The organism is Aestuariibacter sp. A3R04 (assembly GCF_018860805.1).
Lineage (GTDB): Bacteria > Pseudomonadota > Gammaproteobacteria > Enterobacterales > Alteromonadaceae > Alteromonas.
The window spans coordinates 550,657-576,626 of the sequence record NZ_JAHKQR010000011.1; the positions used below are offsets into that span (position 1 = coordinate 550,657).

The 25,970-nt window shown below is 47.8% G+C and carries 24 protein-coding genes; 10 read left to right on the forward strand and 14 right to left on the reverse strand.

Going from position 1 to position 25,970, the window contains the following annotated elements; all coding sequences use genetic code 11:
* The first annotated feature begins 119 nt into the window (after positions 1 to 119).
* The 6 genes from KO518_RS11840 to KO518_RS11865 all read left to right on the forward strand — a co-directional run bounded on the left by KO518_RS11840 (position 120) and on the right by KO518_RS11865 (position 7,568).
* Complete coding sequence (locus KO518_RS11840; RefSeq protein WP_216026027.1) at positions 120 to 1,025, forward strand: M14 family metallocarboxypeptidase; 906 nt, start codon at positions 120 to 122, stop codon at positions 1,023 to 1,025.
* A 112-nt stretch (positions 1,026 to 1,137) separates the two neighbouring features.
* Positions 1,138 to 1,299, forward strand: coding sequence for a hypothetical protein (locus KO518_RS11845; RefSeq protein ID WP_216026028.1), 162 nt, complete (start codon positions 1,138 to 1,140; stop codon positions 1,297 to 1,299).
* Positions 1,300 to 1,403: 104 nt separating this feature from the next.
* Complete coding sequence (locus KO518_RS11850; RefSeq protein ID WP_216026029.1) at positions 1,404 to 3,728, forward strand: methyl-accepting chemotaxis protein; 2,325 nt, start codon at positions 1,404 to 1,406, stop codon at positions 3,726 to 3,728.
* 77 nt (positions 3,729 to 3,805) lie between these two features.
* A complete protein-coding gene (locus KO518_RS11855) occupies positions 3,806 to 4,756 on the forward strand; it encodes a tRNA-dihydrouridine synthase (protein WP_216026030.1) in 951 nt (316 codons plus the stop codon).
* 119 nt (positions 4,757 to 4,875) lie between these two features.
* Positions 4,876 to 6,294 carry an amidohydrolase gene (locus KO518_RS11860; protein ID WP_216026031.1) on the forward strand — a complete coding sequence of 473 codons (1,419 nt, stop codon included), beginning with the start codon at positions 4,876 to 4,878 and terminating at the stop codon, positions 6,292 to 6,294.
* Positions 6,291 to 7,568, forward strand: coding sequence for an amidohydrolase family protein (locus tag KO518_RS11865; RefSeq protein WP_216026032.1), 1,278 nt, complete (start codon positions 6,291 to 6,293; stop codon positions 7,566 to 7,568). Before KO518_RS11860 ends, KO518_RS11865 begins: the two co-directional genes overlap by 4 nt.
* 49 nt (positions 7,569 to 7,617) lie before the next feature.
* Here KO518_RS11865 and KO518_RS11870 read toward each other — a convergent pair whose 3' ends face one another.
* Positions 7,618 to 8,280, reverse strand: a complete 663-nt coding sequence (locus tag KO518_RS11870) for an arylesterase (protein ID WP_216026887.1) — start codon at positions 8,278 to 8,280, stop codon at positions 7,618 to 7,620.
* Between the two features lie 22 nt (positions 8,281 to 8,302).
* Here KO518_RS11870 and KO518_RS11875 point away from each other — a divergent pair, with 22 nt between their 5' ends.
* Positions 8,303 to 8,995, forward strand: coding sequence for an ABC transporter ATP-binding protein (locus KO518_RS11875; protein WP_216026033.1), 693 nt, complete (start codon positions 8,303 to 8,305; stop codon positions 8,993 to 8,995).
* Between the two features lies 1 nt (position 8,996).
* Entirely contained in the window at positions 8,997 to 11,522 is a 2,526-nt protein-coding gene (locus KO518_RS11880) for an ABC transporter permease (protein WP_216026034.1), read from the forward strand.
* A 13-nt stretch (positions 11,523 to 11,535) separates the two neighbouring features.
* Here the strand turns inward: KO518_RS11880 and KO518_RS11885 are convergent, their stop codons facing one another.
* Both KO518_RS11885 and folX read right to left on the reverse strand, forming a co-directional pair.
* A complete protein-coding gene (locus KO518_RS11885; protein ID WP_216026035.1) occupies positions 11,536 to 12,435 on the reverse strand; it encodes a TIGR01777 family oxidoreductase in 900 nt (299 codons plus the stop codon).
* A 9-nt stretch (positions 12,436 to 12,444) separates the two neighbouring features.
* Positions 12,445 to 12,810 carry a dihydroneopterin triphosphate 2'-epimerase gene (gene folX / locus KO518_RS11890; RefSeq protein ID WP_216026036.1) on the reverse strand — a complete coding sequence of 122 codons (366 nt, stop codon included), beginning with the start codon at positions 12,808 to 12,810 and terminating at the stop codon, positions 12,445 to 12,447.
* Between the two features lie 85 nt (positions 12,811 to 12,895).
* Between folX and KO518_RS11895 the strand changes: the two genes are divergently transcribed.
* A complete protein-coding gene (locus KO518_RS11895; protein ID WP_216026037.1) occupies positions 12,896 to 13,936 on the forward strand; it encodes an AI-2E family transporter in 1,041 nt (346 codons plus the stop codon).
* A 49-nt stretch (positions 13,937 to 13,985) separates the two neighbouring features.
* Here KO518_RS11895 and KO518_RS11900 read toward each other — a convergent pair whose 3' ends face one another.
* The 11 genes from KO518_RS11900 to KO518_RS11950 form a co-directional block, all read right to left on the reverse strand.
* Positions 13,986 to 15,317, reverse strand: a complete 1,332-nt coding sequence (locus KO518_RS11900; protein ID WP_216026038.1) for an ATP-binding protein — start codon at positions 15,315 to 15,317, stop codon at positions 13,986 to 13,988.
* Entirely contained in the window at positions 15,314 to 15,988 is a 675-nt protein-coding gene (locus KO518_RS11905; protein WP_216026039.1) for a response regulator transcription factor, read from the reverse strand. Before KO518_RS11905 ends, KO518_RS11900 begins: the two co-directional genes overlap by 4 nt.
* A complete protein-coding gene (locus KO518_RS11910) occupies positions 15,988 to 16,266 on the reverse strand; it encodes a PepSY domain-containing protein (RefSeq protein ID WP_216026040.1) in 279 nt (92 codons plus the stop codon). Before KO518_RS11910 ends, KO518_RS11905 begins: the two co-directional genes overlap by 1 nt.
* A gap of 721 nt (positions 16,267 to 16,987) precedes the next feature.
* Entirely contained in the window at positions 16,988 to 17,767 is a 780-nt protein-coding gene (locus KO518_RS11915) for a hypothetical protein (RefSeq protein ID WP_216026041.1), read from the reverse strand.
* Positions 17,768 to 17,925: 158 nt separating this feature from the next.
* Positions 17,926 to 18,225, reverse strand: coding sequence for a YciI family protein (locus KO518_RS11920; protein ID WP_216026888.1), 300 nt, complete (start codon positions 18,223 to 18,225; stop codon positions 17,926 to 17,928).
* 2 nt (positions 18,226 to 18,227) lie between these two features.
* On the reverse strand, positions 18,228 to 19,040 hold the full coding sequence (trpA, locus tag KO518_RS11925) for a tryptophan synthase subunit alpha (protein ID WP_216026042.1): 813 nt from the start codon (positions 19,038 to 19,040) through the stop codon (positions 18,228 to 18,230).
* Entirely contained in the window at positions 19,027 to 20,220 is a 1,194-nt protein-coding gene (gene trpB / locus KO518_RS11930) for a tryptophan synthase subunit beta (protein WP_216026043.1), read from the reverse strand. Before trpB ends, trpA begins: the two co-directional genes overlap by 14 nt.
* Positions 20,221 to 20,241: 21 nt before the next feature.
* Positions 20,242 to 21,639: a bifunctional indole-3-glycerol-phosphate synthase TrpC/phosphoribosylanthranilate isomerase TrpF gene (trpCF, locus tag KO518_RS11935; RefSeq protein ID WP_216026044.1), complete on the reverse strand. Its 1,398-nt coding sequence runs from the start codon at positions 21,637 to 21,639 to the stop codon at positions 20,242 to 20,244.
* A complete protein-coding gene (trpD, locus tag KO518_RS11940; RefSeq protein WP_216026045.1) occupies positions 21,632 to 22,666 on the reverse strand; it encodes an anthranilate phosphoribosyltransferase in 1,035 nt (344 codons plus the stop codon). The genes trpCF and trpD overlap by 8 nt, the downstream gene beginning before the upstream one ends.
* Positions 22,659 to 23,273, reverse strand: a complete 615-nt coding sequence (locus KO518_RS11945) for an aminodeoxychorismate/anthranilate synthase component II (RefSeq protein WP_216026046.1) — start codon at positions 23,271 to 23,273, stop codon at positions 22,659 to 22,661. Before KO518_RS11945 ends, trpD begins: the two co-directional genes overlap by 8 nt.
* Position 23,274: 1 nt before the next feature.
* Complete coding sequence (locus tag KO518_RS11950) at positions 23,275 to 24,864, reverse strand: anthranilate synthase component 1 (protein ID WP_216026047.1); 1,590 nt, start codon at positions 24,862 to 24,864, stop codon at positions 23,275 to 23,277.
* A gap of 266 nt (positions 24,865 to 25,130) precedes the next feature.
* On the opposite strand from KO518_RS11950, the gene KO518_RS11955 reads away from it, so the two are divergent.
* Positions 25,131 to 25,970, forward strand: a complete 840-nt coding sequence (locus tag KO518_RS11955) for a PHP domain-containing protein (RefSeq protein ID WP_216026048.1) — start codon at positions 25,131 to 25,133, stop codon at positions 25,968 to 25,970.

The following is a 25,970-nucleotide window of genomic DNA, read 5'->3' on the forward strand; positions in this document are numbered from 1 at the left end:
TAAGCCGTTATTCTTTACCCACATCAAACTGGGTGTATTTGCGCCTCTTATAAAGCAAACTAAGAAAGTGTGGGTCGTGATAGACTGCACTCCTTTTTACATTTACGTTCAGGTCAACTATGCACAATTATCCCATTGGTACGCCAGGTACTCCCTGGTCAAAAGAAGAAAAAAAACAATGGCGGGACAATCAAACTATTAAGCGAAGTTATCGGGATGAGGTGATATCGCGAATGCCTCAATTGCCATTTGGTTATGACATCGTGCAATACGGTGCGCTTCCTTACGACACCGGCCGATATCCGTTGTTGTCTATCCGTCCGGCAACATTTAATCCGTCATTGCCAACGGTACTGATCACCGGTGGCGTACACGGTTACGAAACTAGTGGAGTTCAAGGAGCGTTGAAATTTGCTCGAGAACACCTGGCTTCATGGACCGACAAATGTAATTTTGTCATTGTTCCTTGTGTCAGTCCATGGGGTTACGAAACGGTGAACCGCTGGAATCCCCTTGCGCTTGATCCCAACCGGAATTTTAAGGCAAATTCAGCGGCACCAGAATCGGCGTTGTTAAAAGCCATGGTTGATGACATCGAAGAACCCGTGCATATGCACATCGATTTACACGAGACTACAGACACTGACAATACTGAATTTCGTCCTGCCCTTGCTGCTAGAGATGGTACGTCCCATGACATTTGGAATATACCGGATGGCTTTTATTTGGTTGCAGATAGCAAAAAAGTTGAACTGGCGTTTCAGGAGGCAATCATTCATCAGGTTCGTCAGGTTACTCACATTGCCCCCGCGGATGAACACGGGAAAATTATCGGTGTTTCTTTATTGTCTGACGGGGTCATTGGCTATGACAAAAAGGCGCTATTTCTCTGTGGCGGGCTAACAGACGCACCTTATGTCACTACAACGGAAGTGTATCCCGACAGTCCTCAGGCAACCGCAGGTGTGTGTAACGACGCGCAAGTAGCTGCGATTATTGGCGGCTTACGTTTTATTTTGTTGTAATTCATCATTAGGTGTTTACCATCTTTTTCTATCTATCCATTTTGGGTGTCTGGATGTTTGAAAGTTTAGACGTCTGGATGTATATTGTGCTTCTGTTTTCTGGAGGTACACGATGAGCGTTTTCTACGCGTTAATTTTTGATGGCAACCGTCAGCAACTGGTGAAGCATACTTGTGAAAGCGAGGCTGAATTTACTGCATATTTGCGGGAAATATTCAGTATCTATGTGTGCTTGTGGATGCAAAAAAACGTAATCAACCAATCGCTTGGGTAAAAGTAATAAATTTGGTTTACAGTTTGGTGTTTTAAACGGTGATTTCTCTCATTTGTCAGCTATTCTTAGGATATATATCCAGATAATGTGAATTAGGAAGAGCTTTGACGCTGAAAAATCGATTGCTGTTTGCTATTGTGACACTTGTGTCGCTGTGTGTGCTATTTTTGGCATCATCGGCTTCTTTCGTTGCCGTTTCCCAATCAAACCAAGCTTTGGAGGAGGCCGCAAGGCACAGTTTGCGCCAACAGAATACGCAAACAAAAAAAGCTGTTGTAAGCTACATCGAATTTATAGAAGCACAAATGCGAAACTTTGCTTCTTCTTCATTGATACTCAATGCCAGTAAAGCCTTTACCACCTCTTATGCTAGCTATGCGCAGCAACGCGCCTCTCTTACAGCGGCTGAGGCAAGCCAGTTGACCAATTACTACACCAGTGCTTTTGCCGAAACCTATCGGGAGCGCAATATAAATCGCTTGTCAGATCCTGCCTCACTAGTGAATAACCTGCCAGACACCGCTAGGAAATTACAATTCGACTTTATCGCCAACTCTTCATATCCTTTAGGCGAAAAAGATGAATTGCTTAATCTTAACAATGGTACGGATTATGCCAGCGTTCACGAACAATACCATCAAGAGATACGTCAGTTTTTACTCGATTTTGGGTACTATGATATTTTTATCGCAGAGCCTGAAACAGGAGAAATTGTTTACAGTGTGTTCAAAGAATTGGATTATGCAACGAGCTTGTTGTCCGGCCCATATGCGAGAACCGGTATTGGTGAAGCCTTCACGCTCGCCAAAGCAATAACGGATTCGCAAATGGTTGTTGTGAGTAAAATTGCACAATATTTGCCATCGTATAATGCTATGGCAGGATTTCTAGCAACGCCGGTTTTCAGCGAAAATGGCGATAAAGTTGCTATTCTTATATTTCAAATCCCCATAGATAGAATTAACGGTGTACTTACCCATCATCGCGAATGGGTAAGCAGTGGTTTTGGCGAAAGTGGGGAGACCTATCTCGTTTCACCAGATAATTTGCTTGTCACAGAAAGCCGCTTTTTTCTTGAAGATAAAAAAGGGTATCTCGCCGCGATTAACGACATTAGCCCCTCCATTTCCAAACAGATAAAGGGTGCAGATACATCTATAGGTTTGCAAGAAGTACGCTCTTTATCTAGCGTTGATGCACTAACGGGGAAAGAAGGTTTTAGGATTGTAGAAGACTACCGGGGCGTGGAAGTATTTTCATCATTTTCTCCGGTGAAGATTGGTGAATATACATATGCTTTACTTGCTGAAGTTGATGTGGAAGAAGCTTTAGGCCCTGCAAGTGATTTACAAAGTACGTTGCTTATTTCAACATTAATCCAAGCTCTATTTGTTATAGCTGTGGCTATTTTTATTGCGTTATGGCTGGCCAATACTATGGTTAGACCATTAAAGCGATTGGGATTGGCATGTACGGCGTTAGCCAGTGGGCAGGGGGATTTAACCGTAAGATTAGAGACTGTATCTATTCCCGAAATTAACAATGTGATTTACCCTTTTAATCAGTTTATTGGTCAAATTCATCAAATTGTTAAAACAATAAAGATTGATGCTTCCAAGCTTGCCGAAGCCTCGGATTCTCTCAGTGCAATCATGCTGCAAAGTCGAAGCAAGGCCAATGAACAATTGGATGAAACACAGGTGGTGGCGTCGTCCGTGGAAGAATTGTCAATGTCTATTGCAGATGTATCAAGGAGTACAACTCACTCCCTTTCACAAACTGAAAGTGCATCCTCAAGCTTAAAAGAAAATATGGAAAGGGCAGAGCTCGCTGCAGGGAATATTAAGCTACTCGTTTCATTGCTGGGTGAGTCAACGCAAGTTATTTCATCTTTGCAACATGAAGTAGGGCAAATTAATTCCCTGTTAAGTGACATCACGTCAATTGCCGATCAAACCAATCTCCTTGCATTAAACGCTGCTATTGAAGCGGCGCGGGCTGGGGAAGCGGGGAGAGGATTCTCTGTTGTTGCTGATGAAGTGCGGGCGCTAGCAAATCGCTCGCAAAAAAGCACGGTGGAAATTGGCCAGATCGTTGAAAAAATGAATGTCTCCTCCCATCGTTCTGTGCAGGAGATGGACAAAGCGTCTACCGCAGCGGATGGTGGCATTCATTTGGTCGATCTGGTGACCACAGCAATGAATGAGCTTTCTAACATTATTGAGCAAGTTCAACTTATGGCTGACAGCGTTGCGTCGGCAACGGAAGAACAGGATGCAACGTCTAACAGTGTGAGTGAAAATATCAACCGCATTGCGGAGATGACAGAAGCACTGAGTAGAGGTACTGAAGAAGCCTCCGAAGCGACGAATGAATTGGCCCGTATGGCCAAAGAAACCAAGCAGTTGGTAGCAGCATTTACCGTGTAACCCGAGGGTAAATCTGCTATACTTCGGGTCCATTTTTATCTCGTCCCACTTCAGGGGTTTGCTGGACTGTATCGGTTATGAGAATTTTACTCGCGCCCATGGAGGGTGTCGTCGATCACCTGATGAGGGATATGCTTACTCGCGTTGGTGGTTTTGACCTCTGTGTAACCGAGTTTATCAGAGTGGTGGATCAGAAATTACCCAAACGCACATTCTACAAATTGTGTCCGGAATTACACCATGGTTCGAAAACACCGGCAGGCGTTCCCGTGCGTGTGCAATTACTGGGGCAGCATCCGCAGTGGCTGGCCGAAAACGCGCAAACTGCCGTGGAGTTAGGGTCGCCTGGTGTGGATCTGAATTTCGGTTGCCCAGCGAAAACGGTGAATAAAAGTAAGGGGGGGGCGGTGTTGCTAAAAGAAACCGAAACCCTTTACAACATTGTTAAAACCGTTAGAGAAGCCGTACCTGTGGATCAACCCGTGACGGCGAAAATTCGCCTCGGTTTCGAAGATAAAACCTTGGCAGTTGACAATGCCGTGGCCATATCTGAAGCCGGAGCCAGTCAGTTAGTTGTTCATGCCCGTACGAAAACCGAAGGGTATAAACCGCCAGCTTACTGGGATTGGATAGCCAAGATAAGGCAACATACCGATATTCCACTGGTAGCAAATGGTGAAATTTGGACTGCCGATGACGCAAGAAACTGTCAACAGCAATCCACTTGTACAGACTTAATGTTAGGGCGTGGTGCTTTGGCCTTGCCGAACTTGGCGCAAACCATCCGCGGCGTTGAAAACCCAATGCCATGGGAACAGGTGGCCAGTTTGCTGATCCGTTATTCAGGTTATGAGATATACGGCGACAAGGGGCGTTATTACCCTAACCGCATCAAACAATGGTGTGGTTATTTGAAGCGCCAGTATGGTCAGGCAGAAGTACTGTTTAATGATATTCGGCGTATGCAAAATGCCGATGACATCGTGGCCGTTTTAAAAAGGCAATCCTCGCACGTCAAGGTTGCTTAATCTTAAACACTATTGTGTAAAGCCGTTTGTTTGTCTAAGTTGGTGTCAGGCTCGTTGTTCATTGTTTTATTGCAATGGCATGCCTTAACACATAATTCAAACTATAAACGGATATTATCATGAAACACACACCTCCTAAGTTGGCCGTAGGGCTGGCCTGTTTGTGTTCTGTTGCAATGGTGGCTTGCTCCGACGAGCCCGCAGACACACAAGAGCAGGCAGCCTACGTATCAATTAATACCGATCCTTATCCAAGCACTTATACACCCATTCCGGGCAATCCCACGGTAATTCAGAATGTGACCATTCTCGATGGGCTGGGTAGCAAAATAGAAAATGGCATGATCTACTTTGCTGATGGCAAGATAATGGCCGTCGGTGATACGGTTTCTTTCCCCGATAACGCCACCGTGATAGATGGTAAAGGAAAGTGGGTAACACCTGGCATTATCGATAATCACAGTCACCTAGGCGTTTATCCTTCACCATCTGTTGGCTCTACCTCCGATGGCAACGAGATGACCAGTCCGGTGACGCCCGGCGTATGGGCAGAGCATTCCGTATGGCCCCAGGACCCGGGATTTGGCCGTGCGCTGGCAGGCGGTGTCACATCACTACAGATATTGCCGGGCTCAGCTAATTTATTTGGTGGTCGTTCTGTAGTATTGAAAAATGTGCCTAGCCGAACAATGCAGGATATGAAATTCCCAGATGCCCCATACGGTATGAAAATGGCGTGCGGTGAAAACCCAAAACGGGTTTACGGTAAGAAGGGCGGCCCTATGACTCGCATGGGCAATGTAAAAGGGTATCGTCAGGCTTGGGCGGATACGCAGGCTTACATGCGTGAGTGGGAAAAATATCAGGCCGATTACGACGCAGGAAAGAACCCTAAAGCGCCAAAACGGGATTTGGACAAAGACACCATGGCAGGGGTACTTAACGGCGACATACTTGTGCACATGCATTGTTACCGCGCCGACGAAATGGTGGTGATGATGGACATGATGAAAGAATTTGACTACCAGATAGCGTCATTTCACCATGCCGTAGAAGGATACAAAATAGCCGATAAACTGGCAGAGAATAACGTATGTGCTTCTATGTGGGCAGATTGGTGGGGCTTTAAACTGGAGGCCTATGACGGTATTCGGGAAAATATTCCTGTTGTGCATCAGGCTAAGGCGTGTGCCATCGTACATTCCGATGACGAGTTGGGAATTCAGCGACTAAATCAGGAAGCAGCCAAAGCCTGGTCGGACGGGCGTCGTGCGGGTATCGACATACCCATGGCCCAAGCGTGGCAGTGGTTGAGTGCTAACCCAGCGAAATCATTGGGAATTTTCGATAAAACCGGCTCTCTGGAAGTGGGCAAAAATGCTGATGTGGTGTTGTGGACAGGCAACCCGTTTTCTACCTATACCAAAGCGGAGCAGGTTTATATAGATGGAGGCCTGGCGTTCAACCTGAATGACCCGCAGAGCTGGCCGTTGAGTGATTTTGAAGTAGGCCAGGTAGGTGAAGGAGACGAGAAATGAAGCATTTACTTTCATTGGCTATCGCCGCGGCAATTAGCACCAGTGCTTTGGCAGAAAACATTGCCATTGTAGGTGGTAAGGTCATAACACAAACCGAGCAAGGCACAATTGAAACGGGTACGGTGTTACTGAAAGACGGTATTATCAGCCAGGTATTGGAAGGCGAACAAGTCCCTGAAGGCTATACCCGTGTTGATGCTACAGGTAAGGTGGTCACCCCTGGTTTTATTGGCGCGCTTACCTCCCTGGGCCTTGTTGAAATATCCTCCTGGGCCGGAGAAGTTGATGCGTCTGCCAGCCAATCACCGATTACCCATACGGGGGCTGCATTGGATGTGACTTTTGCCATCAACCCTGATTCCACGCTTATTGATGTCAGCCGTATTGAAGGGGTAACATCTGCAGCAACCACGGTGCAGTACACCGACATGTTCTTTCATGGGCAGGGGGCGGTTATTGGCTTAGATGACGATGCTGAACTACTAAAAGAAAAAGCCTTTATGGTTGTTAATGTGGACGGAAATGCTGTGGATAGTCATGGTGGTTCACGGGCGGCTTTATGGGTTACCCTTGAAGCATTAATTGATGAGGCTAAAAATACTCTTCAAGTTCCTAACCTCATAACCCATTGGGACGGCATTAACTCACGGGCAGACGTCAAAGCGCTAAGAGGCGTATTAAAAGGCGAGATGCCCTTGTTTATTGAGGCCGATCGAGCAGCTGATATTCGTCAGGTTTTGGCCTTTAAAAAACGTCATCCAGGAATGCGCATTGTGCTCCTACACGGTGTAGAAGCATGGCGAGTGGCAGATCAGCTTGCCAGTGCAGATATTCCGGTTATTTTGGATCCACAGCTTAATTTACCGGGCAACTTTGGGCAGTTGGGTGCCACACTTCACAACGCCGCGCGGCTTGAAGCGGCGGGGGTGAAAGTTGCCATTGGCATGGATACGCACAACATTCGCCTGGCTGCACAGCACGCCGGTAATGCGGTAGCGAACGGTTTGTCGTACGAAGGTGGCATTGCGAGTTTGACATCGGTTCCAGCGGCCATCTTAGGTGTTGATGATAAAGTTGGTTCACTGGCACCGGGAATGCGTGCCGATGTAGTGGTGTGGAGTGGTGACCCACTGGAAGTGACAGAAGCTGCTGAGCAGGTGTTTATTGAAGGTGAAGCCATCGATATGACGTCCCGGCAAACTAAATTGCGAGATCGTTACCTGAAGTTGTCAGGCAATAAGACTGACACCACATCCCATTATGTGAAACCCTAGTTGCGAGCATTGTAACGCCAAAAAAGAGGATGCCCATGCATCCTCTTTTTTATTTCACAATGAGGGGCGTGAGCTGTTGTTTCATAAATTCAGCTATCACAGGCTGTGCTTCGGCATTTGGATGTATACCGTCTTTTTGCATCAGAGCCGGGTCAAGTGCTATATCTTGCAAAAAAAATGGAATTAACGTGATATCGTTCTCTTTTGCAACAGAATCAAAAGCGTCGGCAAACATTTGGGTGTAGCGTCGACCGTAGTTCGTGGGAATTTCCATATCTTGTATGAACACAGTAGCGCCAGTTTGCTTAGCCATAGTTACCATGGTGTCGAGGTTGGCTTTTGTTTTCTGCACTGCATGGCCTTGCAGGCCGTCGTTCCCCCCTAACTCTATTAATACGTGAGTTGGTGAGTGCTGCTGTAACAGTCTGGGAAGCCGGGCAAGGCCACCGTCGGTGGTCTCTCCGCTTATCGCAGCATTTATAACGTCGATCTTAACCTCATCGTGGTTCCACAGATTTTGTAACAAACTAACCCAACCTTGGTGTTGCGCTAATCCATACCCGGCGCTTAAGCTGTCACCTAATACTAACAGCTTGAATTGTGCAGACGTTTTATGGTCATCTGCACTGGCGTAAAGATGATCTGAAAACGCTAAAAGCGGTAAAAAGAGAATGGCCCAGACAAGCAATCTGCGGCGATATTGATGTAACAAACCCACGACAGTGACGACTCCTATGATCAGCACCCGAAATATTATAAAAAACGTAATGACGAGTGAAGGTGAACTTCAGATCCTTCAACCAATCTCTTTTGAAGTCAAGGATGGCGAGTCCGTTGCCATTGTCGGTGCGTCCGGCTCCGGTAAATCCACCTTATTGAGCTTGCTTGCGGGCCTCGATGAAGTGTCTGGCGGAGAAATTCTCTTGGATGGCGAACCTCTGCACACCATGGATGAAGAGGCCAGAGCGCGCTTACGCGGCGAGAAAGTAGGCTTTATTTTTCAAAGCTTTATGCTTGTGCAAAGCCTGACTGCCATTGAAAATGTGATGTTGCCAGCTGAGATTGCCGGTTATAAAGATGCCAAAGCCAGGGCGCAGGACATTCTCGAACAGGTGGGGCTATCTCATCGGGCTCATCATTATCCCAATCAGTTGTCGGGCGGAGAGCAGCAACGAGTGGCAATTGCACGGGCGTTTATCGGCCAGCCAAAGATCCTGTTTGCTGATGAACCCACCGGTAATCTCGATGCGGCTAACAGCGATAAAATTGAGCAGTTGCTGTTTCAAATGAACAAAGACATTGGTACGACATTGGTTCTGGTGACCCATGACAACGCGCTGGCGCAGCGCTGTCAAAGACAATTGACTATGCTAGGCGGAGCGTTAACAGAAACCACAACAGCCTCCGTCATAGCACAGGGAGCATAATATGGGTACGGCGTATAATTTGGCTTGGCGATTGTTCAAGCACGAGGCTAAACGCGGCGAGTTGACCATCATTTTACTGGCTATCGTGCTGTCTGTTGCGTCTGTATTGTCGTTGTCATTGTTCAGTGAAAGATTGCAAGGCGCTTTGACGGAGCGCTCTGCCAGTTTTATGGCAGCAGATAGCCAGTTGCGTTCGTCTCAACCCATCAATCCCGAGTGGCTGGCGACAGCACGTGAACAAAACCTGGGCACTGCTGAGCAGGTATCAATGCGTTCTATGGCCTTTGGCGACGAGAAAATGTCGTTGGTAGATTTACGGGCAGTGAATGCGCAATATCCGTTAAAAGGCACAATAAAAGTTGCCACAACCCCATTTGGCGAGGCGACCAGTACTGCACAATTGCCAGCGCCCGGAGAAGCCTGGCTGGATTCTCGACTTTTTCAGCTATTGGACGTTAGTGTTGGCGATACTGTGTATATTGGCGATATTGCCTTAACTATTACAAGCGTACTGTCGGAAATCCCCGATGCGGGCTTCAGTGTGTTTAATTCAGATCCCATTGTACTGATGCGAAAAGCAGACCTGGACGCAGCTAATATTACGGGGCCGGGAAGCCGTGTGACTTACAAGGCATACTTTACCGGGGACAATCATGCTCTTGACGCCTATTTTAACTGGTTACGACCGAATTTAGATGATGAAATTCACCGTTGGCGAGCTGTGGGCGACGACGACTCTCCTATTGGCCGTTCCGTTGCCCGGGCAGGCCGGTATTTTCTGTTGGCGAGCTTGCTGGCTATAATTCTTGCTGCCGTGTCTATTGCCGTGGCGGCCCAGCGATACAGCCAGCGACATTTCGATCCTGTTGCCATTATGAAAACACTGGGAGCGAGCAAAACTACTATCCAGCGCATCTATGCCCTGCAGATTTGTTTCATTGCCACAGTGGGGATTTTTCTCGGCGTCGTTGCTGGATTTATTATTCAGCAGGTAGTGGTGATTGCGCTGGCTGGTACTGTTGACGTAGCCCTTGATGTGTGGTACTGGCGGCCTGTTATTATAGCGGTATTAACCGGTGTCATCTGTGCACTTCTATTTTCTCTATATCCCTTGTTAAGGCTATTTTCTGTACCGCCGTTGCGGGTGCTTCGGCGTGATATGGATGCTAAGCTTAGTGCCAAGAGCCTGCAGTTTTTTGCTGCCGGTGGTGCCATTTTCTGCCTCATGTGGATGTACAGCCAGGATTTAAAAATCAGCGCAATTCTATTTGCATCTGGCTGTGCCTTAGTTGCCGGACTGTTGTTGGTGACGCTGGGGCTCATTCGGTTGGGACGCAGGCTCGGCAGCGGCTCCATGGGTGCCCGACAACTCGCATGGGCAAGGATACGGCGCCGAGCCATGGACAACAGTGTTCAGCTCATTAGTTTTTCTATCACGTTGCTGCTCTTATTGATTGTACTGGTCATGCGCAACGATATGGTGTCTCAGTGGCGAGCACAGTTGCCCGCCGGCACGCCAAATTACTTTCTCATTAACATCACGGAGCAACAAAAACCCATACTTGAGAAACACTTCAACCAGGCTGATGTACAAATGTCAGATTTCTATCCCGTGGTTCGCGGTCGGTTTGTTGCTGTTAATGACGAACGGGTAAATACGGAAGTGACAAAAGAAGACGCGTCCCGCAAGGATGAGGGCAGAGACGGGTTGGGACGGGAAGCCAATTTAACCTGGAGTGACACATTACAGCCTGGCAATGAAATTACCGCAGGTACCTGGCAGGGTAACGACGCCACGGCTCCGAAAGACGGTATCTATCCGGTATCAGTAGAAGAACAGATAGCCGAGCGGCTGGATATTTTTCTTGGTGATGAACTCACCTTTAATATTGGTAGCGAAGTGATAAAGGCAAGAGTAACGAGTTTGCGAAAAGTTGACTGGCAAACCATGCAACCCAATTTTTTCTTTGTGCTGTCGCCTGCTGCCATGACGGCATTTTCACCCACGTATATAACCAGTTTTCATCTGCCGACCGAGCGTAAAGCTGAATTAACTAATTTACTGCAACCCTTTCCGTCCGCCACCTTATTTGATGTTGATGCGCGTATTAACCAACTGCGAGATATTGTCGATCAGGTGTCGCTGGCAGTGGAGTTTATCCTCGTTTTGGTCTTAGCGGCAGGGGCGCTGGTGTTGATTGCACAAGTTCAGGCGTCTATGGATGAAAGGCAACAAGAACTGGCAATTCTCCGGACCCTGGGTGCAAGAGGTTCCCTAATTCGGTTGAGTGTTGTGTATGAGTTTATCATTATTGGTACTGTGGCCGGATTTATGGCGGCGCTGGCAAACGAATTGAGCCTTTATCTATTGCAAACCGAGGTGTTCCAGATGGAAGCGTCTTTGCATCCGTTATACTGGATTATTGCGCCTGTGGCCGGCGCTGCTATGGTGGGGGGGCTGGGCGCTGTCGGATGTTGGCGATTGTTGTCGTTAAACACCACCGCACTATTGCGAAAAATGGTGTGACAATGGCTGGCCCTTAGTTCGGGTACAGATTGTTTAGCGCCTGTTCGAGGGTAGGGTATTGGAATGCAAATCCACCTTCTAATAAGCGCTCCGGGAGTACCCGTTGCCCAGTTACTACCAAATCCGCAGCCTCTCCCATTAGCAACTCAAGTACAAAGGCCGGTATGGTGAACAACGCCGGCCTATGTAATGTGCGAGCGAGCTTGCCGGTAAAAGCCCCGTTGGTTTCAGGGTTGGGCGCGGTAAGGTTATAGGCGCCATCACACTTGCTGTTGTGTAGCAGGTGGATAATTCCACTCACCATATCGTCAATGTGGATCCATGAAAGGTATTGCTGTCCGCTTGCTATTTTGCCACCCACGCCAAGTTTTACTGGCAATGCCATCTTGGGCAGTGCGCCGCGATCTTTATCCAGCACCACCCCGGTGCGTAACAGACAAACCCGCACCTTATCACTCGCCGCTTTCATGGCAATGTTTTCCCAGCGGCTGCAGACAGTATGGGTAAATTCGTCGTGAATAGTGAAATTGCACTCTGTAACAGGCTTGTCTCCCTGCCTGCCGTAATAACCAATCGCTGAACCTGAAATGAAAACCCCCGGGGGGAAACTGCACTGGTTTATGCGTTCAACCAGTTGCTCGGTTAAGGCCCATCGACTGTCACATATTCTGTGTTTTTGCAGCGATGTCCACCGCTTGTCTGCAATCGGTTCGCCGGCAAGGTTTACAACCGCATCGAAGTCGCAAAAATCAGGTACATCATGGAGCCCGGAGATGATGTTAACGTTCGCAGGAAGTTTGCGTCTGGCTTTTTCCGGTGACCGAGAAAGTACTGTAAAGTGACTTTCACCATTCAGCTTAGCAATAAGGCGAGTGCCAATAAGGCCCGTGCCGCCGGTGAGCAGTATATTCAAGTGACCCTCTTAGCCCTTCGTGCAGGACAGTGTTAGTGAAACAGAATCAGAAAACCTAAGTGCGTGGGGTTTGTCTACTTCCACTTCGGCAAACGTTACCCAATCGTGTTCAGCCGCAATGGCCAGCACATCTGCCGTTAATTTCTCCAACAACGAGAAGCGATTGTCTTCAACTAATTTTATAATAGCCTTTGTGACAGTTTTATAGTTGAGTGCATCCTGCATATTGTCGGTATCAGTTGCTCTGGCAGCGTCGTAATGCATTTTGACATTTACAACTACATCTTGCTTATTGCGAATTTCGTCTTCGTTAATGCCAATATAAGTACGCAGGCGAAGGTTTTTTATACGGATGGTGGCTTGATTTAACGTCATTTCTTTTCTCATTATTTTCAGTATATCTATCAGCAGTATAATTTGTTAATTTGATAGCAGAAACCGAACATTACATAAGTATTCTATGGAAATAAGATCTCCCACAGCGAAAGCCATGATGGTATTGGCTTGCCTTGTGGTTGTGTTTGCCGGCATTAAAGCTGCGAGCGCGATCATGGTGCCATTTTTTCTCTCGGTGTTTATCGCCATTGCGTGTAGTCCTGTTATCAACTGGGCCACGGCACGACGAATTCCGCGATGGGCCTCTATTACATTAGTAATACTGCTTATTTTGGTTTTTGGTTTTCTGCTGGCAGGCCTTGTAGGGCAATCATTAACTGATTTTAAGGAAAACCTGCCTCAATACCGGGAAAAACTCGACAACGAATTTGCCTGGGTCATTGATAAACTGGCTACCTTTAACATTCACGTCAATCGGGAATTGTTTACCCAGCATTTCGACCCGGGTATGGCTATGTCGGTGGCAACCAATTTTTTAAGCGGTATGGGCGGGGCGTTATCGAATCTGTTTCTCATCTTGCTCACGGTGATTTTTATGTTGTTTGAGGCCGACAGTATGCCATCTCGTTTGCATACCGCGTTAGCTGATCCAGAGATGAAAATGAAGCACATCGATCGCTTCATTCAGTCGGTGAACAGCTATCTGGCCATCAAAACCGTTGTGAGCCTGGGTACGGGGCTTATCATTGGTGTCTGGCTTTATGTGCTCGGTGTCGATCACTTTCTTTTATGGGGTGTACTGGCCTTTCTACTCAACTATATTCCCAATATTGGTTCTATTATCGCTGCGGTTCCCGCCGTGCTTATTGCCTTAGTGCAATATGGTGTTGGCACCGCCGGGTTAGTTGCCTTGGGCTTTGTGATGGTTAACACCGTTATGGGCAACATGGTCGAACCCAGGTTAATGGGGCGGGGCATGGGCTTATCAACGCTGGTGGTTTTTCTGTCTTTGGTATTCTGGGGGTGGTTACTCGGCAGTGTGGGGATGTTGTTGTCCGTACCATTGACTATGGTCGTCAAAATAGCGTTGGAATCTCGTGAAGAAAGCCAGTGGCTTGCGGTGTTGTTGTCCAGTAATGCGGGTCAGGGCAAACAAAGTAATTAGTTTCAGTGACGGGCGTAACATTGTTTATGGTTGCTGAATGAGTTTAAATTCACTGGGTTACTGGAAAGGACAATATGACTTTTGCGCCGCCGAGTGGGCTGTTTTCAATTTCTAGCCGGCCTTCATAAATAGCAACTAAATCAGATACGACTGCCATGCCGATCCCCTGACCTTCGATATAGGTATCCAGCCGTTTTCCCCGTTCAAGTAGCACAGATTTTTGTGCATGGGGAATACCGGGGCCGTCATCCTCTACGATAATTTGATGCCATTCCCCTTCTTGTTTCAGCGTTAGCTGTACGATGCCGTTCGCGGCTTTGCACGCATTGTCCAGCAGGTTTCCCAGCATTTCCATCAGGTCTGTTTCATCGCCGCGGAGCTCACATGTATCGAGTACTTCCAAGGCAAACTGAAGGTTTCGCTCCCGGTGGACCTTTTTCATGGCGCTGATCAGTTTCTTGCCGAGAGGCTCTACATCTACCTTTGCCTGCCATCCGGATTTGGCCGCTGCGGATCGTTTTAGTTGCCGCCGGATTATATTGTCTATTTGCTGAAGTGCTTCCGAGGTTTCATCGGGCAGTGCCGGTGAGCCCATTGCTACGGCAAGAGGAGTTTTAAGAGAGTGGGCAAGATCGCCTAAACTGTTTTTGTAGCGACTGCGTTGTTCAGCTTCCACGTCAATCAAGCGATTAATACTGTTTTTTAAAGGAATAAATTCTACCGGATAACGTTGGCTGAGGTGTGGTTGCCGGCCATTGGCGGTGCGGCTAATTTCACTGATTAGTTGTCTCACAGGATTGAGAACCACGTTGATACCTACCAGAAGTAAGATCAGCAGGCCTACGGCCAACATGGCCAGCCACTGCCATAACGTATGCAGATAGGCTTCACGTTCAAGATTAAACTCGGTTTTGTCATTGATAATGTAAAAATGCACGGGCTCAAAATCACGTTCCGAGGCAAATTCAGCGGTAAACGCGTAGGTAAAATAACTTGAAAGCCGTTCTATACTTCCCTCTTCAGTAAGTAAAAAGCGCTCTTCTCCGACAGTTGCTGGTGCGGGGGGCTGATTTATCGTATTGTGAAGTGCAGAGGCCGATTTCCACACAATTTCGCCTCTGAACACGATTAATCCAATATAACCGGAATCGGGAAGGTTAAGCTGCTCTTCATAAAGTAATTCCGGCATGTAGGGTACGTCGCCATCCAGTTCGAAAGCTGATACCAGCGCCAGGTTCATCAGTTTGAGTTCGTTGTGTTTAGCCTGTGTCAGGCTTTCGGTAAAGGCTTTGTCGAGAGTGAAAACGCTAAAAGGAATAAAAAGTGCCAGCGCGATAAACGCAACCAGTAAACTTCGAAGTTTTAGCGACAGGTTTTTCATAAATTGCGGTTTAGCCGGTAACCTCGCCCGCGCAGGGTTTCAATGGGTTTGAGATTACCCTCCGGGTCCAGCTTTTTTCTAAGTCGACCAACAAATACCTCAATGACGTTACTGTCGAGGTCGAAATCCTGATCGTAGATGTGCTCTGTAAGTTCTGTTTTTGATACCACCTTTTGCGGGTTGAGCATCAGGTATTCCATGACTTTGTATTCGTACGCGGTCAATTCCATGGGGCTGCCGTGTAACAATATTTCTTCTGAAACCGTATCTAAGCTGATAGGCCCAAACTGAATAGTCGGGTTCGCCTGACCGGATGCCCGTCGAATAAGAGCCTTGATTCTGGCCAAAAGCTCTTCGTTGTGAAATGGTTTAGTTAAGTAGTCATCGGCACCAGCATCCAGGCCTTCAACTTTTTCCTGCCATCGATCCCGTGCAGTGAGAATGAGTACCGGTGTGCGAATGTCGTTCTGTCGCGCTTTTCGTATAACGTCGAAGCCGTCAAGCAAAGGCAAACCAATATCCACGATAGCGGCATCGTAACTGTATTCCTGCAGTTGGAATAACGCGTTTTCACCGTTGTCTGCCAAATCAACACTGTACCCGTGTTGTTGTAAAAACGTATCTAACTGCGTCAGCAGCCTGCTGTCATCTTCTGCTATAAGAATACGCATTAATGTTGATTGTCCCTGTTAGTTGTTGGTTGTACCTGACCGGTTTGTCGGTCTACGTCTAGCATTACAACCCGGCCATTTTTTTTCAGCACTTTTACCCGAAATTTTGTATTAGTTTGCTCAATACGCAGCACCCGACCTTTGGTATGCTGTTGGGCCCGCGCTGCTGCCTGGGTTCTGTCTAAAGGTTGGGCATTGCGATCCTGACGCGCCATTGCACCCTGGGAGAAAAATCCCAACGTTAGCAATATTACACACAGTGGCTTTAACAGTTTCATACAGATTCGTTTCAATGCTCTTCAGGTGACTTTAGCGTGAATACACACAAGCGTTATCCTAGCATAGTCAACTGAAATGAACATTGGCTGAACCACGATTAAATAGGGATTAACGAGGCACATTTCCTATTTTTTTATCAAAAAGGGGCAGGGGGCCTTGATACATCGCGACCGGTTATCATCTCGATTATCCGAGTTGAGGTATCGTTGTGCAGCCCTACCTCCGGTGCAAAGTCTATGGAGCTTTAACGTTTAAGTGTTGAAATATGGGGAGAGACATAGAGGCTTATAAATTGTGGCAGCCTCTGCAGCAACACCTGCTACGATGACAAGTACAAAACTTCGCAAAAACGTAAAGGCAATCATATCTAATGGGCCTAAATAGACCACTCCGTACGTGTCTGCGCGTTCAGCACTGTGATTAAACATGAGCCACAAGGGAGTAAACGTTTGTATTGCCCGGTGCCAAAAATAAAGCAGGAAGATATAGGTCAATCGCGATGAGCGCAGCATAAATGCACAGTAATGTTAGCGACAGCGGGTCAAGTAAAATTTGTAGTGGTGTTGGTATAATCCTTATCAAACAGCACCAGTATGGAAAGTCAGGGAGGAAATGCTTGTAGAATATCTAACGAATTAATAAGGATTTTGTAATTGCAGGAGAATGTGTAGCAGGAGTTTACCAAGGGAGGCATAGGTAATAGTCAGAATTAAATGCTTGTTAATTAAAAAATAAAGCTAAATAGAGCCAATAGCTTTTGTCGTCCTGTATATAAAGAGTTGGTGTTGAAGCAGCTTTTAATCCAAATGGCTTTTGCGCTGTTATTTGCATATATAGATTGGTAGCAGACTGCTGGTTATTCCCTGTCATCGTAATTTCGCATTTTTTTTGAATACAAGTGACCTGTAATAATTCTACTGAAGAATCATTTGTGTTGTTTAAGATAAAATCAGTAAGCACTTGTTCGGCTTGATAGCGCCACGCGAGATCATCTTCAAGGGAATTTTCAGCGCTAGCTTCGTTTAGCAGTGGACTTTCCGATACTATTTTGTCAAACATTAAATCGGCATAATCACCCAGGACTTCTTCCATGCGAGACTTCAGTTCTTCTTTATGTCTATCTTGCCATTCTTCTAATTCGCGCTGAGCGAGAGGAAAGTCCCTGCGTTTGTCTTGCAATGAGTCAGAGGGAACGTCTGTTTTTTCACCATAAGGTACTTCTTTTTTGGTTTCTGGTTTTTCGCCTAAAACTGCGACCCTGTCTTCCTTGTTAGATGGGCGGGGATCAGATGAAACAGTACTTGATGGATGATTAGTACGCTGCCCACTATTAGCTGGGTTTTTACGGACTAACTCAATGTCAATGTTCGACGGCGTTCGTTGGGTAGACGAATTGGATTTTAAATTGTGAGCTGTTTGATTTGTTGCCTGATGACTTCCTGTCAGATATCCGATTGCAAAAGCTAAAACTATTAAAAACATCGTTAAAACTTTATTCATACTATCGCTCCCTGCCACTAGTAACGTAACAAGATAAATGATTCGTTTTACTTTGCAAGGCGAATTATTTCCTTTATTTAGCTGCGAGAGTGGTCAGGGTTCCTAATTTGGCTTCGAGCTGTGTACGTCTGCTGCTCAAAGCCAATGGGAAAAGCAAGTTAGGGAAGGACTTTCTTATACGGTTTTACCACTACCGTTTCATACACACCGGCTTCTATGTATGGGTCGGCATCGGCCCAGTGTTGTGCAGCTTCGAGTGAATCAAATTCTGCCACCACCAGAGAACCGGTAAAACCGGCCGGGCCTGGATCTTCGCTATCAATGGCGGGGAAGGGGCCTGCCACAAGTAAACGCCCTTCGTCTTTTAACGCATTTAGCCGCGCCAAATGTGCTGGGCGTGCAGACAGTCTTTTTTCCAGGCTGTTTGGGGTATCCGTTGCACAAATCATGTAATACATCATTAACCTTCCTTTTGCGTTGCGGCTTTCATGTTACCAACGAACTCATCCAACTTCGCCAGCATGGCGGGTACATTATTAAGGTGCTGCGCAATAATGTTTACCGTGGCTGATCCGCTGATGGCTCCCGCTGCACCGGCTTTAATGGCAGTTTGCACTTGTGCCGGTGAAGAAATACCAAAGCCGAGTAGCGGAGGCGCACATTGATAGGCGTTGAGCTGACTAATTAGCGTGTCAGCGGGGATATCTGCTGCCGTTTCTACCCCCGTTACTCCAGCGCGGCCAAGCAGGTATGTGTAACCGGCGGAGTGCTTGCCTATTTCACGCAAGGTTTCTTCAGTTGCATTTGGTGGCGCAATAAGAATTTGCGCAACGTCGGAGGCGTTTGCAGCCTTGATAAACGGTTTGGCTTCGCGCAAAGGGACGTCGGCGACTAAAATTGAGTCTACCCCTGCTGCTTTCGCCCGAGCGTAAAATTCGCTAATGCCTCTGGCCATCACCAGGTTGCTGTAAAGCAAAAGGCCAATAGGCACGTCGGGATATTTTTCCCGTACCCGGCTAAGTAAACCAAAGCACGCATCCGGAGTAACATTGCTTTTTAATGCGCGAATACTGGCGGCTTGAATGGTTGGCCCGTCGGCGATAGGGTCACTGTACGGAATACCGAGCTCCAGTGCATCTGCGCCGCTTTCAATCAACTGACAAATGACTTTTTCTGAAGTCTCAATATCCGGGTCGCCCACCATGACGAAAGGAACAAAGGCGCCTTGGTTTGTCTCATTCAGGCGTTGGAACATAGCACTATAGCGATCCATTGAAATCTTCTCCCAAAATGTTGATAACGTGCGCAAGATCTTTATCGCCGCGGCCGGACAGGTTGACCACGATAATAGTGTCGTCCTCTGCTTCATCGGCCATGTTCAACGCATGAGCCAGCGCATGAGATGATTCGAGGGCGGGAATAATTCCTTCCTTTCTGGCCAGAAGCTGGAAAGCGTTTAAGGCTTCATCGTCAGTGACTGCTACATATTCAGCCCGGCCGATGTCGGCCAGATGTGCGTGCTGAGGCCCAACGGCGGGATAATCAAGACCGGCAGACACAGAGTAACTCTCTTCAATTTGTCCTTCTTTGTCTTGCATGATGTAGGTGTAGGCGCCGTGTAGAATTCCTTTTGAGCCGGTGCAGATAGTGGCACCGTGCTCTTTGGTGTGTAGCCCTTTGCCCGCAGGTTCTACGCCAATGAGCTTAACAGACGGGTCATCGATAAAGTCGGCAAACATACCAATGGCGTTTGAGCCTCCACCTACACATGCCACCACAGCATCAGGTAACCGGCCTTCTTTCTCCAGAATTTGTGCTTTTGTTTCTTCGCCGATCATGCGGTGAAACTCTCGTACAATATGGGGGAAGGGATGGGGGCCGGCGGCTGTACCCAACAGATAGTGTGCCTTGTCATAGTTTGCAGACCAGTCGCGCAATGCTTCGTTTACCGCATCTTTTAATGTGCCGGAGCCTGCGTTCACGGGGATCACTTCTGCGCCCATCAGACGCATTCTAAAGACGTTTGGCGCCTGGCGCTCTACGTCTTTAGCACCCATATAAATTCGCGCTTTTAGTCCGAGCAGTGCACATGCCAGCGCTGTAGCTGTACCGTGTTGGCCTGCGCCGGTTTCCGCTATGACTTCCGTTTTGCCCATGCGCTTTGTAAGCAGTGCCTGGCCCAGTACCTGATTGGTTTTATGGGCACCGCCATGGAGCAAGTCTTCCCGTTTCAGATACAACTTTACCTTCGGGTTACTCACCAGATTACGGGTGAGTGTCATGGCAGTCGGCCGCCCCGCGTAGTCTTTGAGTAAATCGGTAAATTCTTTCTGAAAGGCAGGATCGTCTTTGGCTTTGATAAATTCCTGTTCGAGTTGATCTAATGCTGGGATCAATAATTCCGGCACATACATGCCACCGAAATCCCCAAATTTTGAATCGAGTTGGTTCATGAATGATCCTGTGTTGTTTAATTAGTAATGTCGCGCTATGGCAAACAGTGCTGCCAGCTTTTCAGCCGATTTCTGACCGGGTGAGTCTTCCACACCGGAGTTCACGTCGATAGTACCGGCGCCGGTGTTAAGCGCTGCTACCAGGTTGTCTGCACTAATGCCTCCGGCGATGATAAGTTTTTCTTTGTGTTTCACGTCATCGAGCATGCGCCAGTTGAAGGTTTGGCCAGTGCCGCCTTTGTCCTTGCCTACTTGGCAATCAAGTAAAACCCGGTTCACGTGATCGTCTTCCAAACAGTGGTCCAGGATATCTGGCAATGTTGTAGAAACCCCAAGAGCTTGCCAAATTTCGCATGCCGGGGGCAATTGCTGACGTAAAATCTGACGATAAGTGTCGTCTTCGTCACCGTGAAGCTGAACAGCGTGTAAGGACAGGTCGTTTGCTATATCAGCGACTACATCAGTAGCTTGATTCACAAATACGCCCACATAACGTCCAGGGACCGCCTCGACAATGGTTCTTGCCGAGGCTACGGAAATACAGCGTTTTGATTGTTCTGCAAAGATTAACCCGCCGTAGTTGGCTCCATGGGAAAAAGCGGTTTCAGCGTCTTCTTTTCTGGTTAAGCCACATACTTTGATGTCGCCGTAAACCAGGCCCTTTACCGCAGCCTTGAGATCGGTTTGTGCCATCAGTGCACTGCCAACTAAGAACCCCTGACACAGGGGAGCCAGACGACGTACATCGCGGTGGGTGTATATGCCTGACTCAGAAATAACCACAAAATCGTGGGTGGCATTGGCAAGCAGAGGCACCAATTGTTCCGTGGTTGCCAAATCGGTGGACAAATCACGCAGATTTCGGTTGTTTATACCGATAATTTTAGCATTAAGGGCAATGGCACGGTGCATCTCATCTTCGTTACTCACTTCGGTAAGTACGTCAAGAGAAAGGGTATCGGCAAGGGCAGACAGGGTTCGGTATTGCTCGTCATTCAGCACACTAAGCATCAATAAAATAGCGTCGGCCTGATAGTATCTGGCCAGATAAACCTGATATTCATTTACAAAGAAGTCTTTGTTGAGGACAGGTTGAGTTACCCGCGCGGTGACATACGCTAAGTAGTCGTAGCTGCCTTGAAAATACTTTTCATCAGTGAGTACTGAAATACCCGCGGCGAAGGGCTCGTAGGCGTTGAGAATTTCCTCGAGATTGAACTCACTACGTATTAACCCCTTGGATGGCGAGGCTTTTTTACACTCGAAAATGAAACCAGCGTTTTCTTCACGTAGCGCCTTAAACAAGCTCTTGGTAGATGGCGTCAGGGTGTCGATAAAAGAAGCCAACGGCATTTCTGCCATTCTAGTTTCCAGTTCAACGTGTTTGTCGGCGACGATTTTCGCTAACACATTACTCATCGGTGTTACTCTCCTGATGGCTGATCATGGCTGCTTTTGTCAGTGTTGCCAGCGGCTTACCCTGGTTCATGGATTCCATCGCCATTTCTGTCCCTTCTTTAAAGGATGCAGCTTTTTCGGTAAGCTTCAATAGGGCTGCGCAATTCATCGCAATAGCAGCACGGTGCGCTTCTTGGCCTTTTCCAGCCAGGGCGGCTTCTATCATTTCACGGTTTTTTTCAGGCTCACCGCCTTCAATAGCGCTGAGTGGGTAGGATGGCAACCCAAAATCCGCTGCGGTGACGGTAAACTTGCGTAGGTCGCCGTGTTCTAAATCCACGATATGTGATTCGCCGTGTAACGCCAGTTCGTCCAAGCCATCACCATGAACAATCATGGCTCTGTGCTGGCCAAGCAGCATAAGGGTTTGCGCGTAGGAATCAAGTAAGTGCGGCGAGTATACGCCGAACAAACCATGCGTCGGGCCAGCCGGGTTGGCTAATGGACCGAGAATATTAAATATTGTTCGGGTTTTCAAAAGTTGGCGGATGGGAGCGGCATGACGCATACCTGCGTGATACACAGGGGCGAACAAGAAGCAGAAGTTCGCGTCGTCTAGGCACTGTCTGGCGACGTCAGGGGTAATGTCGAGTTTGAGGCCAAATTCCCGAAACAAGTCTGCTGAACCGGAACGACTGCTTACACTTCGATTTCCGTGTTTAGCGACTTTTACACCACAACTGGCTGCAACTACGCCGGCAGCACTGGATATGTTAATGGTGTTGTGGCCATCGCCACCGGTACCCACTATATCAGCAAACGCGTAGTCAGGCGTGGGAAATGGCTGCGCATTTGACACCATTGCACTGGCAGCGCCGGCGATTTCGTTCGGCGATTCACCATTGAGTTTCAGTGCCGTCAGAATAGTTGCCAGCAGTGTTTCTGATTGTTCTCCACGCATAATACTGTTGAACAGGGAAAATGACTGAGCCTGGCTTAAATGCTTTTTGTCAAAAAGTTTTTCCAGTAAAAGAGAAGCATCAAACATGTGCTGGCTCCTTATTCGTTAAATAGTGAATACTTTGCAGCAAAAGGCGACTACCCTCTGCGGTTAATATGGATTCAGGATGAAATTGAAAACCAAGCATCCTGTCCTTTTCGTGATACACCGCCATGGTGGTGTCACCAAAATGGGCGATAGGGTTAAGGCCTTGTGGCAATGATGTTGCTGCCAGTGAGTGGTAGCGCGCCACGTGAAGCGGTTGAGGTAAACCCGCAAACATGGCTTCACCGTTGTGTGTTATGGCAGACGATTTACCGTGCATAACCTCTGCTGCACGGTCGACTACACCGCCGTAGTGATGAACGATAGCCTGGTGGCCAAGACAAATACCCAATACCGGAAAAGCACCTTGCACTTTTTTTAGCAGGGCAGGCATACAGCCCGCCTCGTGGGGTGCACCCGGACCAGGGCTTAGCAACAGCAGAACTTGTGCTTTTAGGGCTTCATCCTGCATACGTGCGTAGAGCAATTCTGCATCTACAGTGTTTCTGTATACGAGGATGTGCAACTGTAGCGCCCGGAGTTCGTCTACCAGGTTATAGGTAAAGGAATCGACATTGTCTAAGAGAAAAACAGTAATATTGTCACGCATATTATTCTCCTGACGTGAGTGAGCGTTTAACAGCATTGATAACGGCCTGGGCTTTAGCTCGGGTTTCATCTGCTTCCGATTGCGGATCTGAATCGTAAACGACACCCGCGCCCGCCTGAATATAGGCGCGGCCGTTTTTAACGTAGGCGGAACGTATAACAATGCAGGTATCCATGTCGCCATGGCTGTTGAGGTAACCTACGGCACCGCCATAACTCCCACGGCGTTTTTTCTCGACTTGCCTAATGAGGTTGGCAGCGCTGACTTTCGGCGCACCGACTAACGTACCCATATTCATACAGGCCTGATAAGCATGAAGGGCATCGAGATCGTTTCTGAGTTGGCCGACGACCCGGGAAACCAAGTGCATTACGTGGGAATAGCGATCTACTTTTAGCAAATCCTTCACGAATCGGGTGCCCGGTTCACTGACTTTAGCTACGTCGTTTCGGGCTAAGTCTACCAACATGATGTGCTCGGCTTTTTCCTTGCTGTCTTCGCGCAAATTCAGCTCGATACGGCTGTCTAAATCTGCGTCTATTTCGCCATTTGCTCGTTTTCCCCTTGGGCGGGTGCCAGCAATGGGGTAGATTTCAACCTGATTACTTTGCGTTTCATATTTAATGGCTGATTCCGGAGAGGCACCAAATATGGTGAAGTCTGCGTCCTGCATATAAAACATGTACGGACTGGGATTACTTATTTTTAACTGCGCATAGGCTGCGAGAGGGTTGGAACAGGGAAGTGAGAACGTGCGTGAAGGTACAACCTGAAAAATATCACCGGAGAGGATGTGAGACTTCAGATGTATCACGTCCTCTTTGTATTGCTCGTCACTTTTATCGGTATCAATATCTGTGGTGTCAGTTTGTGTGGTGGTCGCTAGCGGCGCTGTCACGGGAATATCGTTAAGCTTAGCCTGCAGGTTTTCCAAGCGCTGTGCAATATCAAAATAGCTTTGGGCGACGTTAGGACCGCTAAACACACTGCCTATCAGATGGGTTTCACGGGATTGGTGATCGACCGTCAGCAATGTTTCAGCCAGATAGAATACGTAGTCAGGACAATCATTTTCTCCGTCAGGTACATCGGGGAGCTTTTCAAAGGTGGCCAGTAAGTCATACGCAAATACGCCTCCTAAAAAGACGGCGTGAGGATGCTGCCTGATGGGCGTTATATCGCGAACAAGCAAACGAAGCGCATCGAACACACTGGCGGCTTTTAAACGGCTGTCTTCATCCAGGCTGTCATCGGTGAGGTGACAGGTGAGTGTAATCGTATTACCGCTTCGGCTGAGGTCGGTGTTTGGCGGACAATGAGACGCAATAAGGGGGAGTACAGACTCACCATTTGCCGTTAGTGCTGTGCAAATCACCTGATTGCCCTTACACACTAAACGCATGGCGGCGTCTACCATCAGCAGACTTTGCAAATCGTCCTTGCTGTCGATTTCAGCGGATTCCAGCAATAGCGCATTCGCTTTGTCTGCACAAAGATGTGTAAATGCAGCCAGAGGGTCGTGTAGATAAGTACCCAGTTGTTCAATTGTTTCCACTTTGCCTGGTTCAGTGCCCAGTTCTGCTAAACTCATTGTCGCATTCTCTCCCGCTGCGATTAAAAAAAAAGGCCCGTTAAACGGGCCTTTTATGTGTTCTTTTACGCACTCATGCATACACCGCCCGAAATTACTGGGAGTGCCACCACCAAACAGCGTTGATTACAACGGAAACTGCAGATTGATTTTGCATGTCTTCTCTCGAAATTCTTCGATAGGCATCGAAGGGGTAAGTACGTATAATATGCCCTATAGAAGAAAACAAAATTGAAGTTGTGTCAACCGGAAATTTGCATAAGACATTGAAAATAGATCTACACAGTCATACAAAACACTCAGACGGGCACCTTACACCAGAGGAACTTGTGCTCCGAGCCCATACCATGCAGGTGGATGTGTTGGCCATTACCGATCACGATACGGTGGCGGGGCTGCATCAGGCCCATAGCACCCAAGCGAAGCAGAAACGGGCGATGACCATCATCGATGGTGTTGAGATTTCCACTGCATGGCACGGCTTTGATATACACGTTGTCGGTCTCAATATTCAGTGTGAGCACCCAAGTCTTGAGCAGTTTTTAGCTGAACAGACATCAATACGTCGCGAACGTGCGCTTAAAATTGGTGATAAGCTGATGAAATGTGGGTTTGTGGGGATCATTGATAAAGCGTTTTGTCTGGCCGGAGAAGGGCAGGTTACCCGCGCACATTTCGCCCGTGTACTTGTGAACGAATATGGCGTTGGCAGTATGGATAACGCATTTAAAAAGTACCTCGGCAAGGGAAAACGGGCGATGGTCAAGGCCGTTTGGCCTGGTATGGCTGCTGCAATAGAGACTATTCACGAAGCTGGTGGGCAGGCAGTACTGGCGCATCCTGCCCATTACGACATGACAGCGAAATGGCTACGCAGGCTAGTTGCAGAATTTACCGCATTGGGAGGCGATGCCATAGAAACGGCTTTTCCTGGTATTAATCCGGATAAACAAGCGCTTATCAATGAATTGGCTGTGGCACATCAGCTCAAGGCGTCTGCAGGTTCAGATTTCCATTTTCCATCCCGCTGGACAGAGCTGGGAAAAAACCTGGGTATTGCATCGTCGCTTACGCCCATCTGGCACGACTGGGCAGTGTGTCAATAA